Source organism: Pseudothermotoga sp. U03pept, assembly GCF_051235805.1.
GTDB lineage: Bacteria > Thermotogota > Thermotogae > Thermotogales > DSM-5069 > Pseudothermotoga_B.
The window spans coordinates 759,191-785,944 of record NZ_JBPNXV010000001.1; the positions used below are offsets into that span (position 1 = coordinate 759,191).

23 protein-coding genes and 2 pseudogenes are annotated in these 26,754 nt (G+C 41.8%); 20 read left to right on the top strand and 5 right to left on the bottom strand.

Annotated elements, in window-relative coordinates; genetic code table 11:
• The first annotated feature begins 161 nt into the window (after nucleotides 1-161).
• From ACSFC1_RS03775 to ACSFC1_RS03785, 3 genes are read left to right on the top strand one after another with little or no spacing between them, the layout of a single operon-like run.
• Complete coding sequence (locus tag ACSFC1_RS03775) at nucleotides 162-539, top strand: B3/B4 domain-containing protein (RefSeq protein WP_435564792.1); 378 nt, start codon at nucleotides 162-164, stop codon at nucleotides 537-539.
• Complete coding sequence (locus ACSFC1_RS03780) at nucleotides 506-718, top strand: hypothetical protein (protein WP_435565976.1); 213 nt, start codon at nucleotides 506-508, stop codon at nucleotides 716-718. Before ACSFC1_RS03775 ends, ACSFC1_RS03780 begins: the two co-directional genes overlap by 34 nt.
• Nucleotides 719-736: 18 nt before the next feature.
• Nucleotides 737-1,429, top strand: coding sequence for a radical SAM protein (locus ACSFC1_RS03785; protein WP_435564793.1), 693 nt, complete (start codon nucleotides 737-739; stop codon nucleotides 1,427-1,429).
• On the opposite strand, the pseudogene ACSFC1_RS03790 reads toward ACSFC1_RS03785, so the two are convergent.
• Nucleotides 1,403-2,044, bottom strand: a pseudogene (locus tag ACSFC1_RS03790) (IS256 family transposase); the annotation flags it as partial. The gene ACSFC1_RS03785 and the pseudogene ACSFC1_RS03790 sit on opposite strands and share 27 nt — an antisense overlap.
• Before the next feature lie 792 nt (nucleotides 2,045-2,836).
• On the opposite strand from ACSFC1_RS03790, the gene ACSFC1_RS03795 reads away from it, so the two are divergent.
• On the top strand, nucleotides 2,837-2,989 hold the full coding sequence (locus ACSFC1_RS03795; RefSeq protein WP_435564794.1) for a hypothetical protein: 153 nt from the start codon (nucleotides 2,837-2,839) through the stop codon (nucleotides 2,987-2,989).
• A gap of 6 nt (nucleotides 2,990-2,995) precedes the next feature.
• On the opposite strand, the gene ACSFC1_RS03800 is transcribed toward ACSFC1_RS03795, so the two are convergent.
• Nucleotides 2,996-3,547 (bottom strand): YkgJ family cysteine cluster protein, encoded by a 552-nt coding sequence (locus tag ACSFC1_RS03800; RefSeq protein WP_435564795.1) that lies wholly within the window; start codon nucleotides 3,545-3,547, stop codon nucleotides 2,996-2,998.
• A 423-nt stretch (nucleotides 3,548-3,970) separates the two neighbouring features.
• Between ACSFC1_RS03800 and ACSFC1_RS03805 the strand changes: the two genes are divergently transcribed.
• Both ACSFC1_RS03805 and ACSFC1_RS03810 read left to right on the top strand, forming a co-directional pair.
• Nucleotides 3,971-4,174, top strand: coding sequence for a hypothetical protein (locus ACSFC1_RS03805; RefSeq protein ID WP_435564796.1), 204 nt, complete (start codon nucleotides 3,971-3,973; stop codon nucleotides 4,172-4,174).
• A 447-nt stretch (nucleotides 4,175-4,621) separates the two neighbouring features.
• Complete coding sequence (locus ACSFC1_RS03810; protein ID WP_435564797.1) at nucleotides 4,622-4,762, top strand: hypothetical protein; 141 nt, start codon at nucleotides 4,622-4,624, stop codon at nucleotides 4,760-4,762.
• 6 nt (nucleotides 4,763-4,768) lie between these two features.
• Here ACSFC1_RS03810 and wecB read toward each other — a convergent pair whose 3' ends face one another.
• Nucleotides 4,769-5,830, bottom strand: a complete 1,062-nt coding sequence (gene wecB, locus ACSFC1_RS03815; RefSeq protein WP_435564798.1) for a non-hydrolyzing UDP-N-acetylglucosamine 2-epimerase — start codon at nucleotides 5,828-5,830, stop codon at nucleotides 4,769-4,771.
• 256 nt (nucleotides 5,831-6,086) lie between these two features.
• Here wecB and ACSFC1_RS03820 point away from each other — a divergent pair, with 256 nt between their 5' ends.
• The 14 genes from ACSFC1_RS03820 (at nucleotide 6,087) to ACSFC1_RS03885 (ending at nucleotide 23,910) form a co-directional block, all read left to right on the top strand.
• Nucleotides 6,087-7,202, top strand: a complete 1,116-nt coding sequence (locus ACSFC1_RS03820) for an AAA family ATPase (protein WP_435564799.1) — start codon at nucleotides 6,087-6,089, stop codon at nucleotides 7,200-7,202.
• 302 nt (nucleotides 7,203-7,504) lie between these two features.
• The gene (locus ACSFC1_RS03825) at nucleotides 7,505-9,985 is read left to right on the top strand and encodes a type I restriction-modification system subunit M (protein ID WP_435564800.1); all 2,481 of its coding nucleotides are present in this window, start codon (nucleotides 7,505-7,507) and stop codon (nucleotides 9,983-9,985) included.
• Complete coding sequence (locus ACSFC1_RS03830; protein WP_435564801.1) at nucleotides 9,982-11,274, top strand: restriction endonuclease subunit S; 1,293 nt, start codon at nucleotides 9,982-9,984, stop codon at nucleotides 11,272-11,274. The genes ACSFC1_RS03825 and ACSFC1_RS03830 overlap by 4 nt, the downstream gene beginning before the upstream one ends.
• Nucleotides 11,264-11,554 (top strand): nucleotidyltransferase family protein, encoded by a 291-nt coding sequence (locus tag ACSFC1_RS03835; RefSeq protein WP_435564802.1) that lies wholly within the window; start codon nucleotides 11,264-11,266, stop codon nucleotides 11,552-11,554. The genes ACSFC1_RS03830 and ACSFC1_RS03835 overlap by 11 nt, the downstream gene beginning before the upstream one ends.
• Nucleotides 11,555-11,591: 37 nt before the next feature.
• The gene (locus ACSFC1_RS03840; protein ID WP_435564803.1) at nucleotides 11,592-14,807 is read left to right on the top strand and encodes a type I restriction endonuclease subunit R; all 3,216 of its coding nucleotides are present in this window, start codon (nucleotides 11,592-11,594) and stop codon (nucleotides 14,805-14,807) included.
• Nucleotides 14,808-14,856: 49 nt separating this feature from the next.
• Nucleotides 14,857-15,483: a M48 family metallopeptidase gene (locus ACSFC1_RS03845; RefSeq protein WP_435564804.1), complete on the top strand. Its 627-nt coding sequence runs from the start codon at nucleotides 14,857-14,859 to the stop codon at nucleotides 15,481-15,483.
• 81 nt (nucleotides 15,484-15,564) lie between these two features.
• The gene (locus ACSFC1_RS03850; protein ID WP_435564805.1) at nucleotides 15,565-15,702 is read left to right on the top strand and encodes a hypothetical protein; all 138 of its coding nucleotides are present in this window, start codon (nucleotides 15,565-15,567) and stop codon (nucleotides 15,700-15,702) included.
• Nucleotides 15,703-16,148: 446 nt separating this feature from the next.
• Complete coding sequence (locus ACSFC1_RS03855; protein ID WP_435564806.1) at nucleotides 16,149-18,176, top strand: hypothetical protein; 2,028 nt, start codon at nucleotides 16,149-16,151, stop codon at nucleotides 18,174-18,176.
• An 895-nt stretch (nucleotides 18,177-19,071) separates the two neighbouring features.
• Nucleotides 19,072-19,902, top strand: coding sequence for a 5-deoxy-glucuronate isomerase (gene iolB / locus ACSFC1_RS03860; RefSeq protein ID WP_435564807.1), 831 nt, complete (start codon nucleotides 19,072-19,074; stop codon nucleotides 19,900-19,902).
• Between the two features lie 19 nt (nucleotides 19,903-19,921).
• The gene (gene kduD / locus ACSFC1_RS03865) at nucleotides 19,922-20,683 is read left to right on the top strand and encodes a 2-dehydro-3-deoxy-D-gluconate 5-dehydrogenase KduD (RefSeq protein WP_435565977.1); all 762 of its coding nucleotides are present in this window, start codon (nucleotides 19,922-19,924) and stop codon (nucleotides 20,681-20,683) included.
• Nucleotides 20,680-21,018, top strand: a complete 339-nt coding sequence (locus ACSFC1_RS03870; protein WP_435564808.1) for a cupin domain-containing protein — start codon at nucleotides 20,680-20,682, stop codon at nucleotides 21,016-21,018. The genes kduD and ACSFC1_RS03870 overlap by 4 nt, the downstream gene beginning before the upstream one ends.
• A 12-nt stretch (nucleotides 21,019-21,030) precedes the next feature.
• On the top strand, nucleotides 21,031-21,981 hold the full coding sequence (locus tag ACSFC1_RS03875) for a TRAP transporter substrate-binding protein (protein ID WP_435564809.1): 951 nt from the start codon (nucleotides 21,031-21,033) through the stop codon (nucleotides 21,979-21,981).
• Between the two features lie 49 nt (nucleotides 21,982-22,030).
• Nucleotides 22,031-22,522, top strand: a complete 492-nt coding sequence (locus tag ACSFC1_RS03880; protein ID WP_435564810.1) for a TRAP transporter small permease — start codon at nucleotides 22,031-22,033, stop codon at nucleotides 22,520-22,522.
• Nucleotides 22,519-23,910, top strand: coding sequence for a TRAP transporter large permease (locus ACSFC1_RS03885; RefSeq protein ID WP_435564811.1), 1,392 nt, complete (start codon nucleotides 22,519-22,521; stop codon nucleotides 23,908-23,910). Before ACSFC1_RS03880 ends, ACSFC1_RS03885 begins: the two co-directional genes overlap by 4 nt.
• A 39-nt stretch (nucleotides 23,911-23,949) precedes the next feature.
• Here ACSFC1_RS03885 and ACSFC1_RS03890 read toward each other — a convergent pair whose 3' ends face one another.
• A complete protein-coding gene (locus ACSFC1_RS03890) occupies nucleotides 23,950-24,153 on the bottom strand; it encodes a hypothetical protein (RefSeq protein ID WP_435564812.1) in 204 nt (67 codons plus the stop codon).
• 1,665 nt (nucleotides 24,154-25,818) lie between these two features.
• Nucleotides 25,819-26,084, bottom strand: a pseudogene (locus ACSFC1_RS03895) (N-acetyltransferase); the annotation flags it as partial.
• Nucleotides 26,085-26,754 lie beyond the last annotated feature (670 nt).

The window sequence follows — 26,754 nt, forward strand, 5'->3', positions numbered from 1 at the left end:
GATGATACAAGTAAATACAGATAATTATATGTAGTTAGGATTGAAAATAACCAATAGACATCTATAAAGTAAAAAAGGATTTCTATTATCTATAATTATTTTATAGCGTTGTTCGTATTATAGTATGCCAATTAGAAGCAGAAAAAGAAGCCTTAAAATATTTGAAAAATGAAAAGTTCAGTTCTAACGAAGTAATAAAAGTATGGAGAGAGGCATTTCAAAAATTTAAAACAAAAAAGGGCGCAAGGGCATCTATCGAGGCATTACTAAAGAGAGTGAATAATGGGAACCATTTAGGGACAATTAATCCATTAGTTGATATTTATAACTGTATTTCATTAAGATATGCATTGCCCTGTGGAGGGGAGGATATTGATAAATTTGTTGGAGATATACGGCTGACTAAAGCAGTTGGAAATGAAAATTTTGTTACATTAGGGACAGAAAAAAGTGAACCACCCTATGAAGGTGAAATAGTATATTATATAAAGATAATGAAGGAGCAATTTGCAGGTGCTGGAATTGGCGTGAATCTGTAAGAACTATGCTTACTGAAAATACAAAGAATGCTTTTTTATGCATTGAATTAGTTGACGAAAAAAGAACAGAAGATTTTGAAAATGCTTTAAAAGATTTAGCAAAAACAGTACAGGATAATTTAGGTGGGATATGTAAGATTTCGATTCTTGATATTAAAAATAGAGAAATAATAATATAGTTTGAGGAGGAGAATGTGATGGGTATTTTCAGTTATAAAGATATTTATATTGAAGATGGAAAAAGGGTTTTAGAAGTGAACATACTCCCAGAAAAGTATTGTAACTTTGATTGCATATTCTGCCCTATTGGAAGATCCTATAATAAGGTAGATACACCTCAGTCCTTTGATGATATGGATAGTTCAATAAACGAATTAGAAACTATAATAGAAAATAATATTATAGATTTAGTTTTTATTAACTCAAAAGGAGAAGCTTTGGTAAATAACAAAATTGATAGTATTATTGATAAAATAAAAAGCAAAGGAGCAAAAGTAAGGTTATTTTCTAATGGTTATTTATTAGGCAGAGATGAATATATAAAAATTGCTAATAAATGTGATGAGGTTGTTGGAGAAATAAAAGTAATAACAGAAGAAGATTTTCAAAAAATCCAAAGGCCCATTGAAGGATATACACTAAAAGAATATATTTCAAACATGGTTTTTTTTAATAAACAATATAAAGGAAAATTTATATTAGAAATTACTATTCTTAAAGGGTATAACGATGATGCAGATTCAATTAACAAGATGAAAAATATTATTAAGGAAATATCTCCCGACAAGATAATTATTGCACGAATGGAGGATGAAAGATTTAAGAAAAAATTTGGTATTACTGATGAAAGATTTATTGAAATTTCAAATGCATTGCTTAATATTAAGTAATGCTTGTATAAAAATAATAATCTTTATAAAAAGGAATGAAATCGAGCCTATCCCTAATTTTGTGTAAACGGTAATTGTCATAGCGATACCCGATCGCCATAAAAGATGCTGAATTGATGCATTGCCATACCCCCAGTCTCGGATAGGCATGGTCCATTTTTTAGAGATATGTTGTAATCCCATAAATACCAGCTTTAGCGCTGCATCGGTCGTGGGAAAGCTCAACCTGTTTTTAGTGATTCTTCGGATTGAGTAATTTAACGATTCAATCGCATTCGTGGTGTAGATCACTTTGCGTATTGGTTCCGGGTATTTAAAAAAGGACACTACTTCTGCCCAACGCAGCTTCCATGATCGAGAAATCATGGGGTACTTAGCATCCCACCGCTGGGCAAATTGAGTGAGTTCTTCTTCTGGTGCAGATTCACTTGCGGCAGTGTAAATTTTTTTAAGGTCCGCAGCTACTGCTTTCCGGTCTTTATAGGGCACGTATTTCAACGAGTTACGCACCATGTGGACCATACAGAGTTGGACTTCTGTTTTGGGGAATACCGTGGTAATCGCTTCAGTGAAGCCGCTTAAACCATTGATGGCTGCTATCAAAATATCCTGGACGCCCCCTGACTTGTCCCTAAAAAATTTAGTGCGGTTTTAATTGATTGATTATCAGGTTATATGTTTAAAAAAAGTAGTATTTTTACCGCACTAAGGCACTAATTTAAAAATGAGAATACGGGTTGTAAAAACGAATTCTAATGCGAAAGCTGTTCAAGTGGTTAGTTATCAAAATAATAAAAGAGTTATTCATAAGCACATTGGTTCTGCTCATACCGATGAAGCGTTAAAGGAGCTAATGATGCTGGCCAATGAGTGGATAAAGGATTACACAGGTCAACTTTCTATTTTTTCTGATTCAAATCCCAATAGTGTTTTACATACCAATCACAGCTCATTTATAGGCGTAAAATATCATTTGTTTTACAAGCAGATAAGGACCATCCAGAGACAAATTGGGTTGGACGGATTACCAGCGTTGCTGAATGATTTGGTAGCAATAAGGATATTCGAACCGGCTTCTAAACTCCGATCACTTGCTTTACTTGAACAATATTTAAATCGGAGTTTATACGGCTTGGTGGGAGAGTTATATCTTTGAGCTTTCTCACCGTGGTGCGAATCAGGGCTTGACGGCAGAAATAGACTGGAATTATACTTCACAAGGTCGGCGTTGCTGAAAGTTTTTGATTGGTTCAGTTGTTCGGGCTAGAAAATAGTTGTAGTTCGGGGGGAAAAAAACCGAATTTCGACGCAAAACCACAAAAACCCCGAAATGACAGTTCCTATCAGTTAATTAATATGTAATTATTAATGCTTTTAAAAAGTTTATAAATATTAAGGAGGATTCAAATGAAAAAGTTTGTTATTGAAGATGATTTTTGGAGCCTGTTTCCTAATGCTAAAATAGGAGTTGTAATCTGTCATGATATCGATAATTCTATAAAAGATGAAGAAAAATATAAAGAAATGCTTAAGGAATTCCATTTTCTTTCTCGAACTTGATGACTGTCAGGCAGATCTTCTGTCTGAATGCGGGTATGATGGCTCTAAGTAGAGCCCAACATACTGTAAAGCTTTGCGGAGTGCCGTGTTGATGTCATAACGCTCTTGACTGAGAAAGAAATCAATGGCAATAAGACGGGTGTTATACTGTTGTGCATCTGGTAGTAAGTGAAGTTGTTCGCCAAGCGATTGGTGTAGGACATGACACGCAAGTGGTTGTCTTTGATTCTTTCTCACAACACAACTCGCACCGAAGAGTCTGCAGACCAGCGGACGATGCCGGTGAATTGAACAACCACCTTCCGGCTTGACAGCTACATTTGGCTCGAACAAAACACATCGATCTTCTTCATCCACTTTTTCAAGCTTTTCAAGAAGCTCCAAGTATTTGTATTGATAGCTGATGATCTGAATCGCCAGAGGTAAAAACTCAAGGATGGTTGCCTCGATGTTCTTAGCAGGTGTATCGCAGCAGTTTCTACACCCGCTTGGACACAAGCTGAGGGCTGATTGATCTTTCTCAAGATCGCTGTAAAGTTTCACAACTTGTTCTGCCAAAGATAGTATTCTCTGCGCGCTTGAGTTCATAATTCTACAAATACTGTATGTCTGTTAAAAGAGCTTTTTGAACTGGTGAACTGTGAAGAAAATCTCATTAAAAAAGAGTTTTCCGCAGTCTTTGCATCTATATCAGATCAAATAGACCTTAATGGGGATGATTAAATGAGTAAATCAGATCGAGGGTTACAACACACAGATGGGCTAAGTTCGTAAACCGTCTTTTATGGTTGCTGATCGGAGCACTTCTATTTGCGCGCACAAGCCTTCATTTTCTGAAAAGAAGCGGCTCATCACAATTGTTCGTGAGTCACCCTTACAGTGGGTGCAATATAATGTAGATTATATTGCACTAAGGGTAGAAAAAGCCGTCGATGCTTTCAGTAAGCTGATGTAATATCTGTTCATCTATGGTTACACCGTATGGCAGAAGAAGAGTCACGAAAGAGTGCCGGGCAGATTACCAAGAATTGTTTGAAAGATCCAGCAAAGATACCTGCTGCTGGTAAATCCCAGCAAGGTTTGACAGAACAAATCTGCACAAAGCAGTTGAGATCGTCGATGAACGGACAATATAGGTTAAATTTGAGGTTTTTGGGTGGCAAAGTGATCGACGCAGTCAACTAAAAACCGAGTATTCATCAATCTCTACCTGATCAAATCCGAACTGATTGTCACCGACACAAACACAGATCATCGTTTCAAAAGAAAGTTCATCCACCATGAAGAAGTAGCAACGAATCTTCAGGAAAGAACGGTCAGTGGATTAGCCGCTGTGAGCCAAAATCTGTCAAACGGTGGGAAGAATTTTATCTACAAAAACTAAGCGAGTTCTTAAAGGGAAGAAAAACAACAACTCTGGTGCACTCCGAACTCAACTGTATGTGCCCAAAAAGTGCGTAAACTACATCAAAGATTTTGTCATCAACAAAACCTTTGAGGGACATCAACGAGAAATTGAGACAGTCCGCGGAATATGGTACACTTTCAGTCCAATCAGCCCCAGATCAATCGGACAGGAAATATAACTTTGACTACTGTATAAAAATCTCAAGCGAATACGCTGGTCTTCTGATGAAACTCTTAAAGAAAGACGCTCAAAGAATTTTCTTAATCTTCTCAAGCGGTGAAAAACGCGAAAAAAAGGCGCACAATCCTCAGTTCTTCGAAGAGATCAAAAAAGAAATAGAAAAGCTCAGGTCTAAAGCTCAGTGAGAGACATCAAAAGTTGAACGATGAGACTATTTCAACGATCCTCTCAGCAGAGTTGCCATTCCCATACAAATCACAAGGATATTTAACATCTTTGTCTTCCAAAAGCAGGTCTAACAGATGCTCAGCGTCTGAAAGTTTGTTCCACCCCTCTTTAACGAGCTCTATCCAACCTGTGTCTGGCATTAAAACGATCGCTCGCTTGCCTGCAAAGTAAGCTTCCTTCTGCAACCCACCGCTGTCCGTTATGACTTTCCAGCATCTTTTCACAAGCCCCATTAAGTTCAGATAGTCAACAGGTTCTATCACCGTAACATTTTCCAGATAGCTCTGCAAGCCGAAGTCCCTCACTCTGCTCTTGGTTCTTGGATGAATTGGGAAGATTATTTGAAACCTCTTTGAAACCTCTGCCAAAGAAGAGAGAATTTTCTCAAGAACTTCTCGCTGATCAACATTGAAATCTCTGTGCAGAGTCAAAATTATGTACTGACTTTCTTTGAGCCCCAAGCTTTCGAAAACTTCATAACTGAAGGTATTCTCCATCTTTTTGTAGAGATCGTACATGACATCACCGACAAAATAGACACCCTCTGTTATGCCTTCTTTTCTCAGATTCTCGACCGCCAGTCTGCTTGGGCAGAATAATAAATTTGAAACATGGTCTGTCAAAACTCTGTTTATCTCTTCGGGCATGTCCTTTGGATGCTGTCTGATGCCTGCTTCAACGTGTGCTACAGGTATCTTGAGCTTTGCGCCAACGATCGCCCCTGCCATGGTGGTGTTCGTGTCTCCATAGACAAGTATCAGCTCTGGTTTTTCCTTCTCAACGACCTTCTCGAACTCAATCATGATCTTTCCAGTCATTTCTCCATGTTTGCCTGAGCCAACGTTGAGGTTGTAATCAGGTTTTCTGATCTTTAGAACCTCAAAGAAGACGTCCGACATGTTGTAGTCGTAGTGTTGACCAGAGTGAACTAAGATCTCTTCCACACCGTGCCGAGCGAACTGTTCATGCAACACTGCTTCTTTTATGATCTGCGGTCTTGCTCCAACTAATGAAAGAACTCTCAAAAAGTCACCCTCCCGTGCTTAAATATACCACAGAGCTCTTTAAGAAGAGGTTTTTACCCTCCATCAAAACGCCTCAACGTTCTCGATCTCAGATCCCATAGTTGAAAGAACGCTTTCGAAGTTGATTAATCGCACGCCCTCTGCGGGTGAATGAACATAGCTTCAACATCATCTTGGTTCTGTGGTAGTATATTACTGAACCCACCTTCAGTTACTGAACCCATGTTCAGTTGAGAACCCAAAAGGAGGAATCTCAATGTTCTTTTCTTTGGAACCCAAAATGAGGAGAGAAGACCTTTACGACAGAGAAAATGAACTGAACGAACTGGAAAAAGCCGTTGAAAACGGAAGGATCGTCTTGCTCACAGGTGTGAGGAGGATCGGGAAGACCTCCATTCTGAAGGTATTTCTAAACGAGAAAAAGCAAAGCGGTGTGGAACACGTATTCATAGACTGTCGAGCCTTCATCAGGCGGGGAAATTTGCTCGACAAGAGAGCACTCAACAGCCACATAGTCGCTGAGATTCAAAAAATTCTTGAAAAGAGCATCTTGAAGAGAGCTGCAAAATCGATTTCGAACATCAAAACCCCTTGGTTGGAGGTTGATTTGAAGGGAAAGGAAAGCCTTCAAAGTTCTCTTGCCCGCGTTCTGGACGAGGTCAACTCGAGGTTGGAAAGATCGAAGCGTAAGTTGATCGTGGCGATGGACGAGGTGCAGAACATGAGATTGGACGGCAGCGGTGGTTTGGAATTTTTGAACATCCTCGCGTACGCGTACGATCATCTCTCGAACATAGAGTTCATTCTGACTGGCTCTGAGGTTGGTGTGCTACACGACTTTCTGAGGTTAGACGATGCCGAATCCCCGCTCTTTGGAAGGTACTTGAATGAGATTCAAGTGGAGAGATTCTCGCAAGCAGCTTCCATCGATTTTCTGGTCAAAGGTTTCGAGCAGCTGAAGTTGGAAAGTAATATTCAAAAGATAGAAGAAGCCGTGGATGCTTTGGACGGTTTGGTGGGATATCTGGTCATGTACGGCTACACCGTGTGGCAGAAGAAGAGTTACGACGAAGCGCTTTCAGAAACACTTCAGAGCGCCGTGCAGATCATCAAGAAAGAACTACAGGAACTGTTTGAAAGATCCGAAAACTACAAAATTGTACTGGAAGCGATCGCTCACAGGATGAACACGTTTTCGAAGATAAAAGAATACTCCATGATGAAGTCCACACCCATGAACGACAGAACTCTCACAAACGTGCTGAAGTCTTTGGTGAAGTACTCCTACCTCGAAGAACGCTTCGAAAGTGGCTCAAAGTATTATGCGATCCCAGATCCAATAGTTGAGAGAGCGATTCTGAAAATCGATTGATCGCAACGTTTGACAAGCTCGAAACTGATCTCGCGATAGTTTGTGCTTGCAACTCTCAGCGAATTAGTTTCAAACTGTGCAAGAGTGCCGTTGAGTGAATTGGACGCGAGATACTTGAGTGAATACAGACTCAAAAAACGGCTTCAAGTGATGGTAGCTGAACTGCCAGAAGTCAACAGAGGTCATAGTAAACGAAAGGTGAAGGGTTGAACGTTAGGGTCTTGCATTTTGAAAACTTCGAGAGACGCAAGGCAGGAAACCGAAGTGAGTGTATAGTGTATGATTTTTTTGGAGGGGTTAGAGTGGCTAACGAAAAGATAACTCTAAGGCAACTTGAAACACATCTTTTTAAAGCAGCCGATATACTCAGAGGCAAGATGGACGCTTCTGAGTACAAGGAATACATTTTTGGTATGCTCTTCTTAAAATACGCTTCCGATGTTTTCGAGGAGAAAAGGCAGGAGCTAAAGAGAAACTTCGAGAAGATGGGATATACGGGCGACCAGTTGCAAGAATTGATAGAGGATCCAAACCTTTATGGCGATACCTTTTTTGTTCCCGAAAGAGCGAGATGGGAAAACATTTTGAAGTTGAAGGAAGACGTTGGAAATCAGTTGAATAAAGCCTTGAGTGCCTTAGAAGAGGCAAATCCGGGGCTCGAAGGTGTCTTGAAGCACATAGACTTCAACGCAGTAAAGGGAAAAACCAGGCTGAAAGACCAGCAACTCGTAGACCTTATTAACCACTTCAACAAGTATACACTCACTCCTTCACACTTTGAATTTCCCGACCTACTCGGCGCTGCTTACGAGTATCTGCTAAAGGAGTTTGCCGATTCGGCTGGCAAAAAGGGAGGAGAATTTTACACACCTGCACATGTCAAAAAACTGATGGTAAGGTTAGTCAAACCCCGCGAGGGTATGTCAATTTACGACCCTACTGTTGGGTCTGGTGGTTTCTTGATTGAGGCGTATCACTATGTTGAGGAACAAGGGCAAAACCCGAGAAACCTAGCGCTCTATGGTCAGGAACTCAATGGACTGACGTGGTCTATATGCAAAATGAATATGATTTTGCACGGCATTAGCGATGCGCATATAGAAAATGAAGATGTGCTGACAAACCCTATGTTTGTGGAGAATGGATACATAAAAAGGTTTGACAGGATATTAGCTAACCCACCTTTTTCCGAGAACTATACCCGCTCAAACATGCTATTCCCAGAGAGGTTTAAATATGGCTTCACTCCAGAAAACGGCAAAAAAGCAGACCTTATGTTCCTTCAACACATGATTGCCAGTCTGAAAGATGACGGCATAATGGCAACAGTTATGCCTCACGGAGTTTTGTTCAGGGGTGGCCAGGAAAAGGTTATAAGGGAAGGAATCGTGAGGGACGATCTAATTGAGGCAATAATAGGACTACCACCGAAACTCTTCTACAACACCGGAATACCAGCTTGTGTTATTGTGATCAACAAAAAGAAGCCAGAGCATTTGAAGAACAAGATATTGTTCATCAACGCAGATAGGGAATACGGAGAGGGCAGAAACCAGAACTTCCTGAGGCCAGAGGACATAGAGAAAATAGTCACAGTGTTCGAACAGAAAAAGGAAATACCCAAATACTCTCGATTGGTCAATATAAAAGAGATAGAAGAAAACGATTTTAATCTAAATATCCGACGTTATGTAGATAACTCCCCTGATCCTGAAATTGAAGATGTACGAGCGCATTTATTTGGTGGTGTGCCCAAAAGAGAAGTATTAACCTACGCAGAACAACTCGCAAGATTTAAGTTGAACTACGGAATCCTACTATCAGAAAAAGGTGAAGACTATTTAGAATTCAATGAAGCCATAAGTGATAAGAATCAGATCAGAGAATTGATTGAGAATTCCGAAGAAGTGAATGTCACGATAACAAAACACAGAGAAAAGCTTCAAGAATGGTGGCAGCTTGTAAGAACTGAAATTGAACAGTTCTATGGAAAGAACAGTCTTTGGAAGTTCAGAAATGAAGCATTGGAAAAGTTGAAAGAGAATCTCTTACCAATTGGAACACTTGATGAATTCAAAGTTGCAGGCGTATTTGCAAACTGGTGGGAAGAGCTTATTTACGACTTTAAAAGCATAGCCTCAGCCGGTTGGAATAAGAGTTTGGTTGAAAGAGAGAAGATTAAGGAAAAATACTTTAAGGAAGAACTTAAAGAACTCGAGGATCTTGAAAGCAAGCTCGCGGAAATCGAGGCAGACTTAAATGAGCTTTTGGAACAAGTTGAAGACTGGGATGAAGAAAATGATGAAGAGCAGGAAGAGAAAAAGGAGGAAGAAAGTAAAAAAAGCATAAAGAAAACCAAGGATTTTCTACAAAACTTAATTGCAGAATTGAATCTCAGGAATAGCGAAGTTGCAAGAAAAGAAGCAAGAAAGCTGGAAGAACTGTTAGAAAGCATCAAGCAGGGAGAAAAGGAATCTAGAAAGGTAAAACGTAAAATAAGTGCAAAAGAGAAAGCAATCGAAAATAAAATTGAGGAAAAGATGGAAGTTCTTACCGATGAAGAAGTAAAACAAATATTACTGGAAAAGTTCTATGACGTGATTAGTAATCAACTCGAAAGGTACTTAAACGCGGAGAAGAAGGAACTTATTAAGTTCTTTGAAAAGCTTTGGGATAAGTACCATGTTTCACTCAACCAGCTTTTGATGGAACGTGAGGAGCAAGTTGGTAAATTGAACACGTTCTTGAAGCAACTGGGTTATATGGAGGAGTTTGTGAAATGAAAGCCAACTCTAACGAGAAGTTCAAGAATTCACCAGTTGGAAGGATTCCGGAGGAGTGGGAGATTAAAACATTGGGAGAAGTATGCCAGATAACTATGGGACAATCCCCTCCAAGTGAATCATACAATATGGAAGAAATAGGAATACCTTTCTTACAGGGTAAGCAAGAATTTGGAACTAGGTATCCTGTGGCTGCTAAATACACGAGCGAACCTTTAAAGATAGGTGTTGAGGGTTCTATACTCCTTTCCGTTAGAGCACCTGTAGGCAATGTTAATATTGCTGACAGGACTTACTGCATCGGGAGAGGATTGGCTTCACTAAATGCCAAAAAGGAAATTGCATCACTCTTCCTGTATTATGTGCTGACCTTTCGTAAGTCAAATCTTGAAATACTCGGAGAGGGATCAACATTTCAAGCAATCAGTAAGTCGCATATCTCCAGCTTTAAAATAGCCCTTCCCCCTCTCCCAGAGCAACGCAAGATTGCTGAAATACTTGAAACAGTTGATAACGCAATTGAAAAAACCGATGCTATTATAGAAAAGTACAAGCGCATAAAAGAAGGGTTAATGAGGGATTTGCTCACAAAGGGTATTGATGAAAACGGGAGAATACGAGACGAGAGAACTCATAAATTCAAGGAGTCACCGGTTGGAAGGATTCCGGAGGAGTGGGAAGTTGTTGACATTTACTCACATGTCAACATAATCAACGGAGGAACTCCAAGCACAGCAAGACCCGAGTTTTGGAACGGAACCATACCTTGGCTATCTGTAGAAGATTTTAACATAGGAAAGAGATGGGTTTTTTCTAGCTCAAAATACATAACAGAACTGGCTTTAAAAAAAAGTACAACAAATTTGCTGAAAAGGGGAATGTTGATAATATCAGCACGCGGTACAGTAGGTGTGTTAGCACAGCTTGGAACTGATATGGCATTCAATCAGTCTTGCTATGGCCTTGATGCTAAGGATAAAGCGAAACTCTCAAATGACTTTCTGTACTATGCTTTAAAACTTTTCATTACCTCGTTTTTATCACTAGCATATGGAAATGTATTTAACACAATCACAAGAGAAACCTTTAAGAAGGTGTTGATTCCTCTTCCACCTCTCTATGAACAGCAACGCATAGCTTCCATTTTATCCCAAATAGACGAAGTGATAGAAAAAGAGCAAGCATACAAGGAAAAGCTTGAAAGAATCAAAAAAGGCTTAATGGAAGATCTTCTAACAGGCAAGGTGAGGGTAAAACACCTCGTTGAGAGGGAAGAAAATGAACGCTGATATTCGAGAAACCTTGAAAACGCATAAGAATTATTTGGTGAATAGGTTCGGGGTGATTGAAATAGCTCTCTTCGGCTCGCATGCAAGGGGAGAACAGAGAAGTGATAGCGATGTAGATGTCATTGTGGATTTCAAAGAGGGCTATAAAACTTTTGACAACTACATGGATTTAAAATTCTACCTCGAAGAGCTTCTCGGTAAAAGGGTTGACCTTGTGATCAAGTCAGCCATAAATCCACGCATAAAGCTGTTTATAATGGAGGAAGCTGTATATGTCTAAAAAGCGTAAAATTTCTCCTTGAAGAGGAGAGCTGAAAATGGTTTACAAACTCGACGAGGAGCATTATGTTGAAAATCCGTTCCTCGCTCACCTTCAAAGACTTGGATGGAAAATCTACAGGCAAAACAAAGATGATCCTGAGGATACGAAAGAGATAGTATCCTTCTCTTCTTCTTTGGAACCTGAATATGGTGAGAGTAAAAAATTCAGAGAAAGCTTTAGAGAGGTAATTCTCGAACAGGTTTTAAGAAAGTCTTTGAAGAGAATAAACCCATGGATGGATGATGACCAAATAGATGAAGTTGTTCGAAGAATCACAACACCACAGTGTAACTCCCTCTTGGAAATAAATAGAGAAATCCACGACCTGCTTTTGGAAAATACTTCGGTTTCAGAAAATAGGAAGACAGGGGAAAGAAGCCCAACGGTTAGATTTATTGACTTCAGAAATCCAGAAAACAACTCGTTCATTGCCATATCGCAGTTTAAGGTAAATATCCCGGGGACTGAGAGACACATTGTTCCCGATATAGTTCTCTTTGTAAATGGTTTGCCTCTCGTCGTCGTTGAATGCAAATCTCCAGCCATTTCTGACCCAATCTCTGAAGCAATTACCCAACTTATGCGCTACAGCAACAGGCGCGGTGCGGCTGAGGGAAATGAAAGGCTGTTTTGGTACAACCTCTTTATGATAGCTACATGCAATCAAGTTGCGAAGTACGGCACAATAACTTCGGACTTTGAGCACTTTGTTGAGTGGAAAGATCCCTATCCTTTTTCACTCTCCGATGTGAATCCAGATGGGAATGTAACGAGTCAACAAGTTTTGGTCCATGGCATGCTTTCAAAACAAAACCTCCTCGACTTGCTTCACACGTTCACGATTTTTAAGGAAGATCCGAAGGGCAAAATGATAAAGGCTGTTGCGAGATACCAGCAGTTTAGAGCAGTAAAGAAGATGATCAAAAGGTTGAAAGAGGGTAAGACACCGGAAGAAAGAGGAGGAATTGTTTGGCATACACAAGGTTCTGGTAAATCTTTGACGATGATGTTTATGGTTCGAGAACTTTACCACAATCCTGAGTTTGGAAACTACAAAGTCGTGTTCGTCACGGATAGAAAGGACCTTGAAAAGCAGTTGAATGACACGTCAAGGAGCGTAGGATTCACAGTTAAGTTGGCAAGAAGCATTCAAGAGCTCAAGGAGCTTCTAAAAACCAACACTCCCGAACTTGTTATGGCTATGGTTCATAAGTTTCAGGAAAGGGAATTGGAAAGAGAGTTTCCCGTTCTCAATACTTCTCCTAACATCCTGATCATGATAGATGAGGCACACAGGACCCAATACAAGTTGCTGGGTGCAAATTTGAGGAAAGCCCTTCCAAACGCAACAAAAGTGGCATTCACGGGCACACCTATAGAAAAGACTGAGATAACGTTCGGTGATTATATCGACAAGTACAGCATAAAGCAGGCAGTTGAAGATGGAGTGACCGTTGAAATCGTGTACGAGGGAAGGGTACACAGCGCTGAGCTCTCGGATGAAGAGGCAGCAAATGCAAAGTTTGAGGACGTCTTTAAAGAGGCTGACGAAGATACCAAGAGAATGATAATGGGGAAGTTTACATGGAGGGCATACCTCGAAGCCGAGGAGGTTATTCGTGACAAAGCAAGAGATATGATAGAGCACTACGTAACTCACATATTCCCGAACGGATTCAAAGCCCAGGTTGTTGCTGTGTCGCGTCTTGCCGCAATAAGATACAAAAAGGCACTTGAAGAGGCTCTTAAAGAAAAGATTGCCGAGTTGGAAAAACGAGGTGATTCAAAGCTAGATTTAGAAACACTAAAAAGATTGGAAATTGCGGTGGTCATTTCGGCTGACCAAAACGATCCTCCTGATTATCATCCGTATACTGATCCAATTTACCATGAAAGGGTAATTAAGAGCTTTAAACTTCCGTTCGATAAAGCGGGCGAAAGTGGTATCAGTGGTAGCGTTGGTATTTTGGTTGTTCAAAATATGCTGATAACCGGTTTCGACGCACCTGTTGAACAAGTAATGTATCTTGACAATGTGATTAAGGGGCATAACTTGCTACAGGCCATTGCGAGGGTAAATAGAGTGTACAAGAACAAGTCTTGCGGCTTTGTTGTAGACTATGTAGGTGTTTTGAAGCATCTAAAAGAGGCACTCGCAATCTATGCAGATGAAGATATTGAGGAAATTTCAGAGGTTGTAAAGAACAAAGCTAGGAGCATCGACGAGCTAAAGTATGTTCACGATCGTATTGAAGAGTTTTTTAAAAAGCACGGTATCGAGAACTGGCGCGAAGATTACGAAGCCGCCATTGATATCCTTGTCGATGAGGGAATCAGAAACGAATTTATAGCCCTTGTAAGACGATTTAATCGAGCGATGGATGAGGTTCTTCCTGATCCGGTGGCGTTGAAGTACGTTACTGACTTGAAGATCCTCGCCTTCATAAAGGAGTCTGCTCGAAACAGGTACAGAGATGACAAGTTGAGCATGAAAGACGCAAGCAATAAAGTGAGGCAAATTGTGGAAGAATACTTGATTTCTCAGGGAGTAAATCCCAAAATACCACCTACCCCTCTCCTTGAAGACGAATTCCTTGAAAAGCTTCACAAAACATCGGGTAAGGCGAGAGTTCAAGAACTTCGTCATGCAATAACTGAGTACATTGAAGATCATTGGGAAGAAGACCCGGAACTGTATGAAAGGTTTTCAGACAGGCTTAAGCGTCTGCTCGAGGATTACAAAGAAAACTGGGAAGTTTTGGCCATTGAGCTGGAGAAGTTACGAGATGACATAAGAAAGGGAAGAGAGGCGGAACCCACATTTGGTCTGGATCCTAAGAAAGAAATGCCATTTTTTGGATTACTGAAAGACCAGATATTTGGAAAAAAACCCTTGAGCGAACTCTCTCGTAGTGAAATCGATTTTCTTGTTAGCACAACAAAGGATTTAGTGGAAATAATCAGCAGAGAGGTTGAGGTAGTTGACTTTTGGGAGAGCTCGCAAAAGCAGAAAAGGCTGAAATCGTTTATAATATCGCATCTGCTTGAAAAAACATCACCTGCGATGAACAAAAACGATGAAAGTTTTGTACTTAGAAGTAAGCCTGAAGTATATTATCATAGTGCTTACATTAAAAATGTGATCAGCAAGAGAAACGAAATAGCGCAAAGACTTTTGGAACTTGCCTATCATCATTTTAGGAAGTGGTAGCGTGGTAGACATCAGTATCGAGAAAATCGTGCGTTCGAATAGAAAAACCGTGGCTTTGCAAATAACGGAGAACGCCACGCTCGTGGTTAAAGCTCCAATAGATGTAGATGAAAAAGTGATATGGAACATCATCCAAAAGCACAGGGACTGGATTGAAAAACGAATGAGAGAAATAGAATCAAGAGATACACGAGCGCTGCCGAAAGAATTTGTGGACGGAGAGGGGTTTCTATACCTTGGCAGATATTATAAACTGCACATAGTTGAAAGCCAAGATACGCCACTCAAATTTGAAAATGGGTTTTATCTCTTGAGGAGTGCTTTGCCAGAAGCGAAAAAATTATTTATTGAGTGGTACAAGAAAGCTGCTTACGAGAAAATTACTGAGCGAGTAAGTTGGTGGGCTCAAAAGAGAGGTTTTAAATACAACAAGGTGAATATAACGAATGCCCAAAAACGATGGGCTTCTTGCTGCTCTAAGGGGATTTTGAACTTCTCTTGGCGTCTCATCATGGCCCCTCTCTCTGTCATTGATTACGTTGTTGTCCATGAACTTGTGCATCTCGAAGAAAAAAGGCACAACGAAGCATTTTGGACGAAAGTAAAAATGCTTATGACTGACTACATAAAGTATGAGAATTGGTTGAAAAAGAATGGGCATCTGCTAAACGTGTGATGTCTTAAGTCATTGCTTTTTGTGTTGCGTAAAAACACGTTTTCGAGGATAAAAGTATATTCCGCGATGAGGTCCACACCCATGAACGACAGGACCCTCACGAACATGCTGAAATCTTTGGTGAAGTACTCCTACCTCGAAGAACGTTTTGAAGACGGCTCAAAGTATTATGCGATCCCAGATCCAATAGTTGAGAGAGCGATTCTGAAAATTGATTGATCGCAGTGGTTGAAACAAATCAATAATGTCAGAAAGGTTTTAAACTCCAAGTCCAAAGATAGAACTGCGACATTACAAATCCTGGATAGACGAATTAATTTTGTGTCAATCATTAATCAGACAGAAGTTGATAAACTCTCAAAGTCCATCTTGATCCTGTTGCTCATTGATGATTCGTTCACCCCTTAGAAAAACCGTTGAATGTCATCGATTACATAGCAAGGACAGATCCGCAAGCTGGTACCTTTCCAATTTTTCACGGTGTTCAAGGGATAATTTCTAAGAGAACCTCATGTCGATCGTGCTTCACGAATGTTGCAAAGACAGATTCATGAAAGGCAAAGAGCACCAAAAAGGATGTTAAGATATGAGAAAGATTCTTGTGATATACTCAAAAAGTAAAAGCAATGGAACATCCTTTTAAGCTCCAAGGGGAGGTGTAAAAGATGAAGAGGCTGTTCTTATCGCTCCTGCTGATGCTTCTTCTAATCTCGGTGTTTGGGCAGTTCGTGCGCTTGAACACGATAAAGATTTACGCCGATGCTACCTTCGACGCACAAGGAAACATGAAACTTTCTCTCAAATGGGTCTTTCCGACGAACGCACTCTACATGCAGGTGAAGAGTGCTTTTCCAAATCCCTATGTACTGGTGAGAAATCTTACGACCTTCAGCAGCATATTTGAGCTGACGAACACGAAGGTCAACTATGAAGACTCAAAGAATTCGATATTGGTCGAAGCAGACGTTCTCGGTGCTGCGGCTTGCAGAAAAGGCAGATGGGAATTCAACCTTGGCAAAGGTGCAGAGATGATACACTCGACGAATGATATGGTTATCTTCGTGATCGTGAACACACAGTCAGCCGATGAAGTAGTCTTCATGACCATGAAGTTGACGCTTCCAAGCAACTGTTCTGAGCTGAAGTATGATCCTTCCTCTGGCATTTTCTCCTATGCCATGAAACGTAAGAACGTGTCTGGTACAGTGAGTGCAGACGTCAACGTGAAGGTGAAGCCTCGAATCATGTCCGCGCTTTACAAAGTCTACGGTATGCCAGATGTGGAAGACGGAGCTTACTGGGTGGCAAAGTTCATACTGACCAACAAGGGTAAAGGTGACATCGTCGATCTGAGGATTTCTTACAAATTGGGTGATTACACTTCTTGGTCTCCTGAAAGTGTCTACGATGTGGTTGCACCGAACGGTGCTGTGGTCGATCTGTACTATCCTATAATATCTTCCAACGTCACTCAGCTCAAGTCACAAACGCCCGTTGACCTCCAAATAAAGTACAGCTACAAAGACCGTTCAGGCAAGACATACTCTGACACGCTCACAAAACGCATTCAGATGATGGGTGTGAACCAGTTCGAGTTTTCAAATGTCCCAGAGGAAGAAAGAACAGGCGCATGGATCGACTACTTCTCGAACTCACCTCTTGTTGCCGCTTTTGTGACACATTTGGACGATGTTGTGAAAAGTTTTGCTGGTTTGGTGAGTCAGTACTCAGGTGGTGTTGCAGCGGCAGCCAACGACCAAGATGCTATTACTTTCTGCAAAGCTCTGTACGATTTGGCTGCTTACAACGGTATTTCTTACCAGACGCCTTCAGGTTTCTTGGTAGAGTACGCTTCCTTGGGACAGGATGTGAAGTATCCCAGAGACGTGCTCAGAGACAAGGCAGGTACGTGCTTGGATTTGGCGATCTTGTTTGCAGCGGTCTGCCAGGCAGTTAATCTAAAAAGCTTCATAGTCGTCATACCGGGACATGCGTTTCCGGTTATATTGCTTCCTTCAGGAGACATTCTTCCGATTGAGGCTACCGGGCTTGGAGGAGCCGCTGTGGGTAAGAGCGCTTCCTTTGAGCAAGCTGTACACAGCGCAGAAGAAACGCTCGGAAAGCTTCAACTCGGTAAATTCTTCATTGTGGACGTTTCCGAGATGCAGAAAAACGGTGTCTTGCCACCGGAGCTGCCGCAACTTCCTTCAACTGTGATCAAGGATTGGGGCTATTCACTGCCGAAGGCAACAGGAGGAACAGGTACCACAACAGGAGGAACAGGTACCACAACAGGAGGAACAGGTACCGCGACTGGGGGAACAGGTACCACATCTGGCGGTTCGGCTGGTTCTGGAGGTCGAACGACTACAACAACTGTGAATTTGACAGGTACCTTCACAGGAAATTACAGGAACAATGCTACGGGCCAACAGGGAGAGCTTGAATTCAACATAAATCAGTCTGGCAACAATCTGAGTGGAACGGTGTGGGCGGATGAAGACTTTGGAGAGTTCACAGGGTCATTGTCGGGAAACACTGTGAAAATCACAGCCAAGATCGAGTCTTACATGTACGAAACGACCTATGTTGTCATCTTCAACGGTACAGTACAAGGTAACGTGATACAGGGTACCTACACGATACAGGGCAGCAATGTCGCTGGCACCTTCCAAGTTAAGAGGACGCAGTGATCCAAGGCTTTTTGACAAATTCACTGCAAAAGGTCTCCAACTTCCGATAGGTGGAGATGAATTGCGGTTGAGACTCTCATGAACAGAAGGTACTTGAAGGTAATTTTGCACTCATGTTCGAGTTGTTGGGTAAATATGAGCTTCTGAAGTATGGTCAGAGATCTGCAGAAGCTTGATAATCTTTCGACAGCGATATTTTCAAGATCGATTGTGGTCGTGTTCTTTGTTCTCATAGTTGCTTGGGTGCATTTAACTTAATTGACGAAAAGAGAAACCCACTTGAAGATAGGAGCAACGAAGACGATCTTGTTTATATGAACGAAACTGATAGACGCCTCAACGTTGAAGTGGACAGTTCTGCGATAGATCGATGGATTTCTGGAAGAAAGAAGTAATCTACTATTTGATACAAGGTGGTGCGATCTCAGTGCATCTTTCTTGATACATGGTGGGAAGATCACAGCAATCTTAGAAAGGTTATCATGCCGGCAAAGAGACTTCAAATGAAAAGATTCTACTCAGTCAAGACTCATCACGAGTTTTCTGTGGCAATTGGCAGAGTTAAAGAGCTGCCAGTTATACTATTGAGCAATACCATACCCAAAACAAAATCATTAAGAAGGCTTTGAGATACGACCTTCTGTCGATGATCTCAATTGCGCACAAAGCTGTCATGAGTCAGTCTAAGAAGAGAATTTGTTTGCAACTCAGTTTCTTTATCTGGTATCGAATTCCAACACTCTGCAAGATGAATCTGTAATTGTTGGTCAGGAGAGCCAGAACAGAAATGTTTATTTCCATACAGTTAATCTGTAAACACAGTTTATACAAAGTTCAATGACATTTTTCTAAACAATCGTTGAAGTCCTTGGTAAAATCGTTTGGGGGTGATACCGTGTTCCTCAAGATAGAGAATGTCAATCATTTTATAAGTGAACCGCCTGCGAATGGCATGAAGTATTTGGGCTTTGAAAGACTTGTTCTTCCTTCAGGATCTTCTCACACAGCAAGCAGCAAAGATTTTGAGATCTTTCTCGTTGTGCTGGGTGGGAAGTGTACGGTGAAGGCAAGGAACAAAATCTTTGAAAAGATCGGGGAGCGAAGAAATGTCTTTTCGGGCAAACCGTATGCAGTCTATCTGCCCCCAAGAACTGAGTTTTCGATCGAAGCACTTGATTTTGGCTGTGAAGTTGCTCTCACGAAAGCTTTCATCGGTGAATCTGTTGACATTGAACCTTACCTGATAGCCCCGTCTCAAGTCAACAGCGGCAAGTGGGGCATTTCGAACTATTCGAGAACATTCCACCAAATAGCTGTGGATGAAAAGCATCCTGCAGTGAAGTTGATGGTAGGTGAGACCTTCACACCTTCTGGCAACTGGTCTACTTACCCACCCCACAGGCACGAGCACCACAACCCACCTGAGGAGGTCTTTCTTGAGGAGATCTACTACTACAGAGTCGATCACCCCAAGGGCTGGGGATTGGCTCGACACTACAGCGATGACAAATCCATAGATTTTGCTGGTGTCATAAGAGATGATACCCTGCACCTCATCTCGAAAGGTTACCACACAGCAGTTGCAGCACCTGGATTCATGGTTTATTATCTTTGGTTCTTGGCTGGCGAAGAGAGGGTTCAGATGCCTTATGTTGATCCAGAGATGAGATTTGTGGACCAAGCGACAAAGATGATCAAGAACATCGAAGACAACCTCTCTCTGTGAGGTGGTAAGGGTGGGTGTAATGGAGAGTTTCTCTTTGGCAGGCAAGGTTGCGATCGTGACCGGTGCTTCAAAGGGCTTGGGACAAGCCATGGCAATCGGTTTGGCTGAAGCTGGCGCAGATGTCGTTGGGGTGAGCAGAACGATCGAGCAACAAGAACAGACCAAGAGGAGTGTTGAAGCTTTAGGCAGAAGATATTTGGGAATCGAAGTTGACCTGCGTGAATTAAATAAAATTGGAACGATCGTTGATGTTACGATAGAGCAATTCGGCACGGTGGATATACTGATAAACAACGCAGGCATAATAAAGAGAGCACCAGTCAGCGAGTACAGTGAAGAAGATTGGGATGAAGTGTTGGATGTGAACTTGAAATCAGTCTTTCTGCTCTCTCAAAGGTTTGCAAGATATTTGATAGAAAAACAAAAGAAGGGCAAGATCATTAACATCGCTTCGATGCTTTCTTTCCAAGGAGGTATTTATACCACAGCATACACAGTTTCGAAACATGGTATACTCGGTTTAACAAGAGTGCTTGCGAACGAACTTGCAAAGTATGGCATCAACGTGAATGCGATCGCTCCTGGTTACATGGTCACCGACAACACCGAGGCACTCAGAAAGGACGAAAAAAGATACAACGAGATACTCTCAAGAATTCCCATGGGCAGGTGGGGGATGCCCGAAGATCTCAAAGGTGCAGTGGTTTTTTTGGCAAGCGAGGCATCTAATTATGTGACCGGTTCTGTGATCGTTGTGGATGGGGGTTGGTTGAGCAGATGAGAACTTTCTCAAATGCAGATCAAGTAGCTGCAAGGAAGATCAAAGAAGGTATTGAAATGAAAGTTTTGGTCTGGTCTGGAAAACTGATGATGACGCAGGTGAGTTTCAAAAAAGGTGCTGTTGGAGATCTTCACAGCCATCCTCACGAACAAATCAGCTACGTGGTAGAAGGAGAATTAACTTACACCGTTGGAGAAGAGAAGTATCACATGAAGGCAGGTTCGGTGGTTTACGTGCCGAGCAATGTGAAACACCAAGTTGAGGCGCTTGCCGATGCGGTTCTGCTGGATGTTTTTACTCCCATAAGAGAGGATTATCTGCCACATCCTACGTGAGGAGGTGTTCGTATGAGAAGGTTCTTGGTTTTGCTTGTCGTGTCAATGGTTTTGGTCAGCTTCGCTGCTCCGATTGTAATCAAATCGTCAGATGTGCACCCACATGGTTATCCAACTGTAGAAGGCGTCAAAATGATGGGTAGGATCATCGAAGTCATGACCAATGGAAAGTACAAGATCGAAGTGTACGTGAGTGGGCAACTTGGAGACGAGAAAGAAACAATCGAACAGACGATCATGAACGCAATCCAGATGACGCGTGTCTCTGTTGCACCACTGCAACCATTCTACGATCCTATAGGAGTTTTCACGATGCCTTACTTGTTCAGAGATGAAGACCATTTCTGGAAGGTACTCGAGGGACCCATAGGGGAAGAACTGCTCAAAGGTCTGGAAAAAATAGGCTTGGTTGGTCTTTGCTACTACGACGCTGGCGCGAGAAATTTCTACACAAGAAAACCTGTTCAAAAGCCAGAAGACTTGAAAGGCATGAAGATAAGGGTTCAGATGAACGAAGTCATGGTAGCGTTGATGCAAGCACTTGGTGCCACGGGTGTGCCCATGGCTTATGCTGAAGTTTACACCGCTCTACAGACAGGCGTTGTAGACGGTGCTGAGAATAACCCGCCATCTTACTACACCGCAAGACATTTTGAGGTTGCACCCTATTATTGCCTTGATGCACACACAAGGATTCCTGAGATTTTGCTGATCTCCAAAGCATTCTGGGATAAACTGACAGCAGAAGAAAAACTCATCTTCAAAACTGCAGCCATAGCGTCGGCACAGTACGAAAAATATCTGTGGAAACAGATGGAAGAGAGTGCACTCGAAGCGGTTCAAAACGGCGGAGCTAAGGTCTTCCAACCAGACATCACAGCTTTCCAGAAGCTCGTTCAACCTGTTTACGATAAGTTCCCGCAGTACAAAGATTTGATCAAGAGAATTCAAGAGGTCAAATGACTTTTTGCTGGGCGCGCCCTGCGCCCGGCCTACCTTGGGGTGGGTATCGGTGAAGAAAATCTTGGAGAAAATCCTCAAATGGGTTGAAAATGCAGTGGTTGGTTTTTCCATATTGGGTATTGTGTTCATGGTTGCGATCGTTTTTTACCAGGTCGTTGCAAGATACTTTTTCAACAAACCTCCAAAGTGGACCGAAGAGATCGCACTGGTGACGATGATATGGATCGCCATGCTCAGTGCAGGAATAGGCTTAAAGAACGACATACACATGCGCGTCGAAGTGTTTCTCTCGGTTTTTCCGATGAAGATTCAAAAGGTTGCCGAGATTGTAATAATGGTGCTGATTGGTTATTTCGGAATTCAGATGACTCGCTACACGCTGATGATGGTCCAAAGGCTTCCGAACCGACTTGCTGCGACGGGTATATCGGTGGCGTGGATGTACGTGCCGATAGCAATCTGTGGAGTCCTGGTGGTTATGTGTGCTGTTCTCAAGATTCTGAACCAGATAGCAAGCTTAAAGGATGTGAGAAAGCGATGAAGAAAGTACTTTCATACATCTTCGGTGCTTTCATGATCTTTCTTCTTGGTGTGCTTCTTGCATTCATCTTTAGACTTCCCATCGTAGAGAATTTCTCCCGTGAAGAAGGTGGAAGGATAGTACTGTTCACATCTTTCGTGCTCTTGATGATGCTCAGAGTACCTATAGCTTTTTGTTTGAGCATCCCAGCTTTCCTCACTGCGATTTATCTGAATCTTCCAACGATGGTGATCTTCCAAAGGATGGGTGCAGGGATAAACGCCTTTTCTTTGATAGCCATTCCTTTCTTTATACTGGCTGGACAGGTTATGGCGGAAGGTGGAATTGCCCAGAAGATAGTGGAGTTTTCAAATATTCTCATCGGTAGGGTTCGTGGAGGGCTTGCGATGGTAAACATACTCGCAAGCATGTTCTTTGGAGGTGTGAGCGGCTCCTCGGTGGCAGACACCTCTTCGATAGGTGCGTTTCTGATACCTATGATGGTTGATCAAGGCTACGATAGAGATTTTTCTATTGCGGTTACGATAACTTCTTCCACACTGGGCATTATCATTCCGCCAAGCCACAACATGATCATCTATTCTCTCGCAGCGGGTGGTGTTTCGGTTGGGGCACTCTTCATGGCTGGTTACATTCCTGGAATCATGGTTGGCGTGGCACAGATGGTCGTGGCTTATATCATCTCCAGGAGGAGAAAGTATCCTGTGTCAGGTAAAGTGGGATTTAAGGAGGCTCTCATCATAACGAGAGATTCTATTCTTGGCTTGCTGGTGGGCGTCATCATCATTGCGGGTATCATATTCGGTGTCTTCACGGCAACTGAAGCTTCTGTCGTAGCAGCCGTCTACGCGATGATCATCACCGTATTTGTGTACAAGACTCTGAAATTCAAAAAACTTTTGAGAACCTTTCAGAACACAGCGATCGTCATTGCGATGGTTTTGTTCATCATAGCGAGCTCTTCAGCCTTTGGTTATCTCTTGGCTTACTTGAAGGTGCCGGCTCTTGTTGCCAGCACTTTAATGAGTATCTCCACAAACAAGTACGTGTTGCTACTTCTCATAAATTTGATGCTTCTCTTCTTGGGAATGATCATGGACATGGCTCCACTCATACTCATAACGACTCCGATCCTTTTACCTCTGGTTCGCTCACTCGGGGTTTCACCGATCCAGTTTGGAATCATCATGATGATAAACCTTGGTATAGGATTGTGCACGCCACCGGTCGGCACGACACTCTTCGTTGGATGTGCCATTGGAAAGAGCACGATGGAAAAAGTTGCGAAAGCATCCATGCCATTGTACATATCGATGATCTTGATCTTATTACTCGTCACATATGTACCGTGGTTCACAATGTTCTTAGGTGGCAGATTCGTTCGCTGAGTTTGCCCGCTTTGTTTCAAGTGTCGCTTGTGGTTAGGCTTAGACGTTCAGTTCGTGAGAGAAGAACAAATACAAATCTTTTGAATGGTTCAGATTGATCGCAAACTTTGAGATCTTAACCCAGTAAGCACATACCAGCACTTGAAATAGACCTTGCTGATAGCCACCGCCTGTTTGTGAGATGATGACTGTGTGAGTGAATCTTCGTCGGATAGAAATATCTGCTTCATCGATGAATATCATGAAACACCTCTTATCCTAATGTCGTACGTGCACGATTGAAAAGCCAAAATCATATCTTTGGAGTGAAAGGCATTTTGAATTGAATGTTGCGGTAGAATCAACAAGGCGTGAAAAAGAGACCGACTATGTCTGTCTTTTGGGTTCGTCTATAGGTAAAAAAGAAGGGTGCAGTACAGGTAAAAGACCGTCGCAGTTAGAGTTAGACGGTTTTACGGGCAAACTGCAATTTTACACCTTTGCTCTTTTGTAGCGAAAAAACCTCAAGTTAATTATTTTCCAAGTAATTAGACAGTTATAGTTGCCAATAGATCGGCTTATAGATCACGTGTTCTAAAAGAAAATTGCACTACATATTATGAAGGTCTTTCGAGTATGCCGTTCTGCGGTAGCAGTGGGGTAAGATGTGTAGAAATGCGCTTAGGAAGGATGATTCACAGCCTTTGAGGTACTTGCGTGATAGGCGCAGGCGGATATATATAATTGATCATAACTGGCCTCTTGGTGGGTCCATTAGAATAGAGAATAACTTGCTGAATGTAATCCAGCTCATATTAATAACATTATGGATTACATAGGGGAAGAGATTTCAAGAAGTGAAACCAATAAGCCTATAGTGGGGAAATTCAGAGCGGTGATGCTCGGAGTATTTTCCAACAGCAGAGCTTTTTGACTGATAAAAAGTTAGTAGTGAGTATCGTCAGTACTTAGTTGGTCGTGTGGCATACTCTTAACGAGCCATAAATACTTACAATTTTCAGCTCTTAGGGATGAGAAAGTATGAAGGGGCTTTCACACGAGCAATTTAGTAAAGTGAAGATAGATTTAAAGCAATAGTTCTTTTGTTGGTTGTGATTTTTGCTCAAGTGATACTGCTGCAGATCTTTGAAGACTGTGATATCCTTAACACCCAGTTTTGAGAGTTATTGATGCAGTACTTGCCAAATTAGCAATTAGCAATTTCACACTGCATGCCTTGATGGTGTTTGGAAGGAACTGTGAAACGGAATTCTAACTTTAGCCGCGATTTTGCGTTCGTTTTGATTCAACAGTGAGGATGATCTTCGATCTACACTTTAATCGTGCTATTTATTCAAAGCGCATTGGATGGTGAGGATTCAGTACTCATCTTCGAGTCTTTGAAGAATGGAAGACACAAAACTGTAAGATCAAGGGGATTGATCCAGAAACTTCTGGCGAAATGAGATGTACTGAAATGGCCGCTAAAGAAAAGGTACTATTTTCTGTACATGGTTGTGAGCACAATTTGTGTAAAAAACCGTTCACATAGAATTCTGCACAAAGAAGTGAAAAGCCTTTTGACATTGACCTCAAGGGAAAGAAAGTAGTCATACTTGCCCCCATCTTTCAGAACTGGATACCGAGACGCTCAGGGTTTTTGTGAAGCAACCTTTCATTTATAAGCAGTTTCTTGAAAAGTTCATAGAGAAAACAGCACTTCCAGCGCCGATCACCGCGATCTTCACAGCAACACCTCCACGTATTTGATTCAATCATCACTCTGAGTAGCTCTGAGGTTTCTGACAAAAACTCCTGAAAACCTGACCATCTTTCATACTACGGTCACGTTCAAAGTGATAATCTATACGCCCTTTGTTACCATGAAAAACACTCAGTCGCCCAACCAAGGGTCATCAGTCTATTTTTCTAGTAACTCTGATTCTCCAAGAGCTGCTCTTTTGGAACATCTCTGCACTCTTTTGCTGGAACGCCAAGGTATATCTTTCTTGCGACTGCGTTTTTCGTCACAACAGAGCCAGCCGTTATGAAACAGTCTTCTGCAATCTCAACACCTGGAAGTATAGTGACATTCGCCCCTATTCACGCGCCTTTTTTCTTCCCTTCGTTCTACTCAAGAAATTGTCGTTGGTAAACGTAACCTCTGGTGCTATGAAACAGTAGTCCTCAATCGTCTTTGCGTGTCTTTCTTTATCACGACGTTATGGCCTATCACCTATCACTACATTATCATCAATCAAGACGTTGTCTTCTGCTACCACATTCTCTCCAAACACCACATTGTTACCCACCGTTGCACCTTTCGATATCACCATCAATCCCTCCTTGTAAAATTCTGAAACTTTGTCAGCAACCTTGAACAGTTTCGACAATTCTTTGGCGCTGGCAGAACGGCACTTCTTTTGATCGCAAAGTAGAGATCGGCAATTTCAGAGAAGTCCTTAGTTTCTATGCTGAAAGGAAGAGACTTTTGGCCTCTGCCAATGAAACGAAAAACTAGTTTCTGTTCAAGCAGAAGACACTCAAAGTAGAAAAAGAAAAGAGATGGTGCTTTCAATCAGAAACGACGTAGAAGTACCTGATTACGTTATACTAGTTTGGACTTCTGTAAGGAGAAAGATTCAGTTCTTGTAGTCTTTCTTTCTGTTTTGGTTGCAATCCGATCTGTACTTCGTGAAGAAGACCACATCTTCCGGGTTTGTCTAGCATTGTGTCAGTGTGTTTTCACCTCTGGTCCTCAGTTGCTCGACATCTTAACACCGGAAAGCTGAGCTGAGAGCATAATCGATGGTGATGTCGTAATGAAGAACAATCCTATTTCATACCGAGTTTTTAAGGGAATAG

Bases quoted from the DNA above. Each gene is read 5' to 3' on its own strand.
- ACSFC1_RS03830 (WP_435564801.1), top strand. From the start codon at position 9,982: ATGAAAGCCAACTCTAACGAGAAGTTCAAGAATTCACCAGTTGGAAGG.
- ACSFC1_RS03885 (WP_435564811.1), top strand. From the start codon at position 22,519: ATGAAGAAAGTACTTTCATACATCTTCGGTGCTTTCATGATCTTTCTT.
- ACSFC1_RS03870 (WP_435564808.1), top strand. From the start codon at position 20,680: ATGAGAACTTTCTCAAATGCAGATCAAGTAGCTGCAAGGAAGATCAAA.
- ACSFC1_RS03820 (WP_435564799.1), top strand. From the start codon at position 6,087: ATGTTCTTTTCTTTGGAACCCAAAATGAGGAGAGAAGACCTTTACGAC.
- ACSFC1_RS03835 (WP_435564802.1), top strand. From the start codon at position 11,264: ATGAACGCTGATATTCGAGAAACCTTGAAAACGCATAAGAATTATTTG.
- kduD (WP_435565977.1), top strand. From the start codon at position 19,922: ATGGAGAGTTTCTCTTTGGCAGGCAAGGTTGCGATCGTGACCGGTGCT.
- ACSFC1_RS03890 (WP_435564812.1), bottom strand. From the start codon at position 24,153: ATGATATTCATCGATGAAGCAGATATTTCTATCCGACGAAGATTCACT.
- ACSFC1_RS03805 (WP_435564796.1), top strand. From the start codon at position 3,971: ATGGCAGAAGAAGAGTCACGAAAGAGTGCCGGGCAGATTACCAAGAAT.
- ACSFC1_RS03855 (WP_435564806.1), top strand. From the start codon at position 16,149: ATGAAGAGGCTGTTCTTATCGCTCCTGCTGATGCTTCTTCTAATCTCG.
- ACSFC1_RS03795 (WP_435564794.1), top strand. From the start codon at position 2,837: ATGAAAAAGTTTGTTATTGAAGATGATTTTTGGAGCCTGTTTCCTAAT.
- ACSFC1_RS03785 (WP_435564793.1), top strand. From the start codon at position 737: ATGGGTATTTTCAGTTATAAAGATATTTATATTGAAGATGGAAAAAGG.
- ACSFC1_RS03850 (WP_435564805.1), top strand. From the start codon at position 15,565: ATGAACGACAGGACCCTCACGAACATGCTGAAATCTTTGGTGAAGTAC.
- ACSFC1_RS03810 (WP_435564797.1), top strand. From the start codon at position 4,622: ATGAAACTCTTAAAGAAAGACGCTCAAAGAATTTTCTTAATCTTCTCA.
- ACSFC1_RS03840 (WP_435564803.1), top strand. From the start codon at position 11,592: ATGGTTTACAAACTCGACGAGGAGCATTATGTTGAAAATCCGTTCCTC.
- ACSFC1_RS03875 (WP_435564809.1), top strand. From the start codon at position 21,031: ATGAGAAGGTTCTTGGTTTTGCTTGTCGTGTCAATGGTTTTGGTCAGC.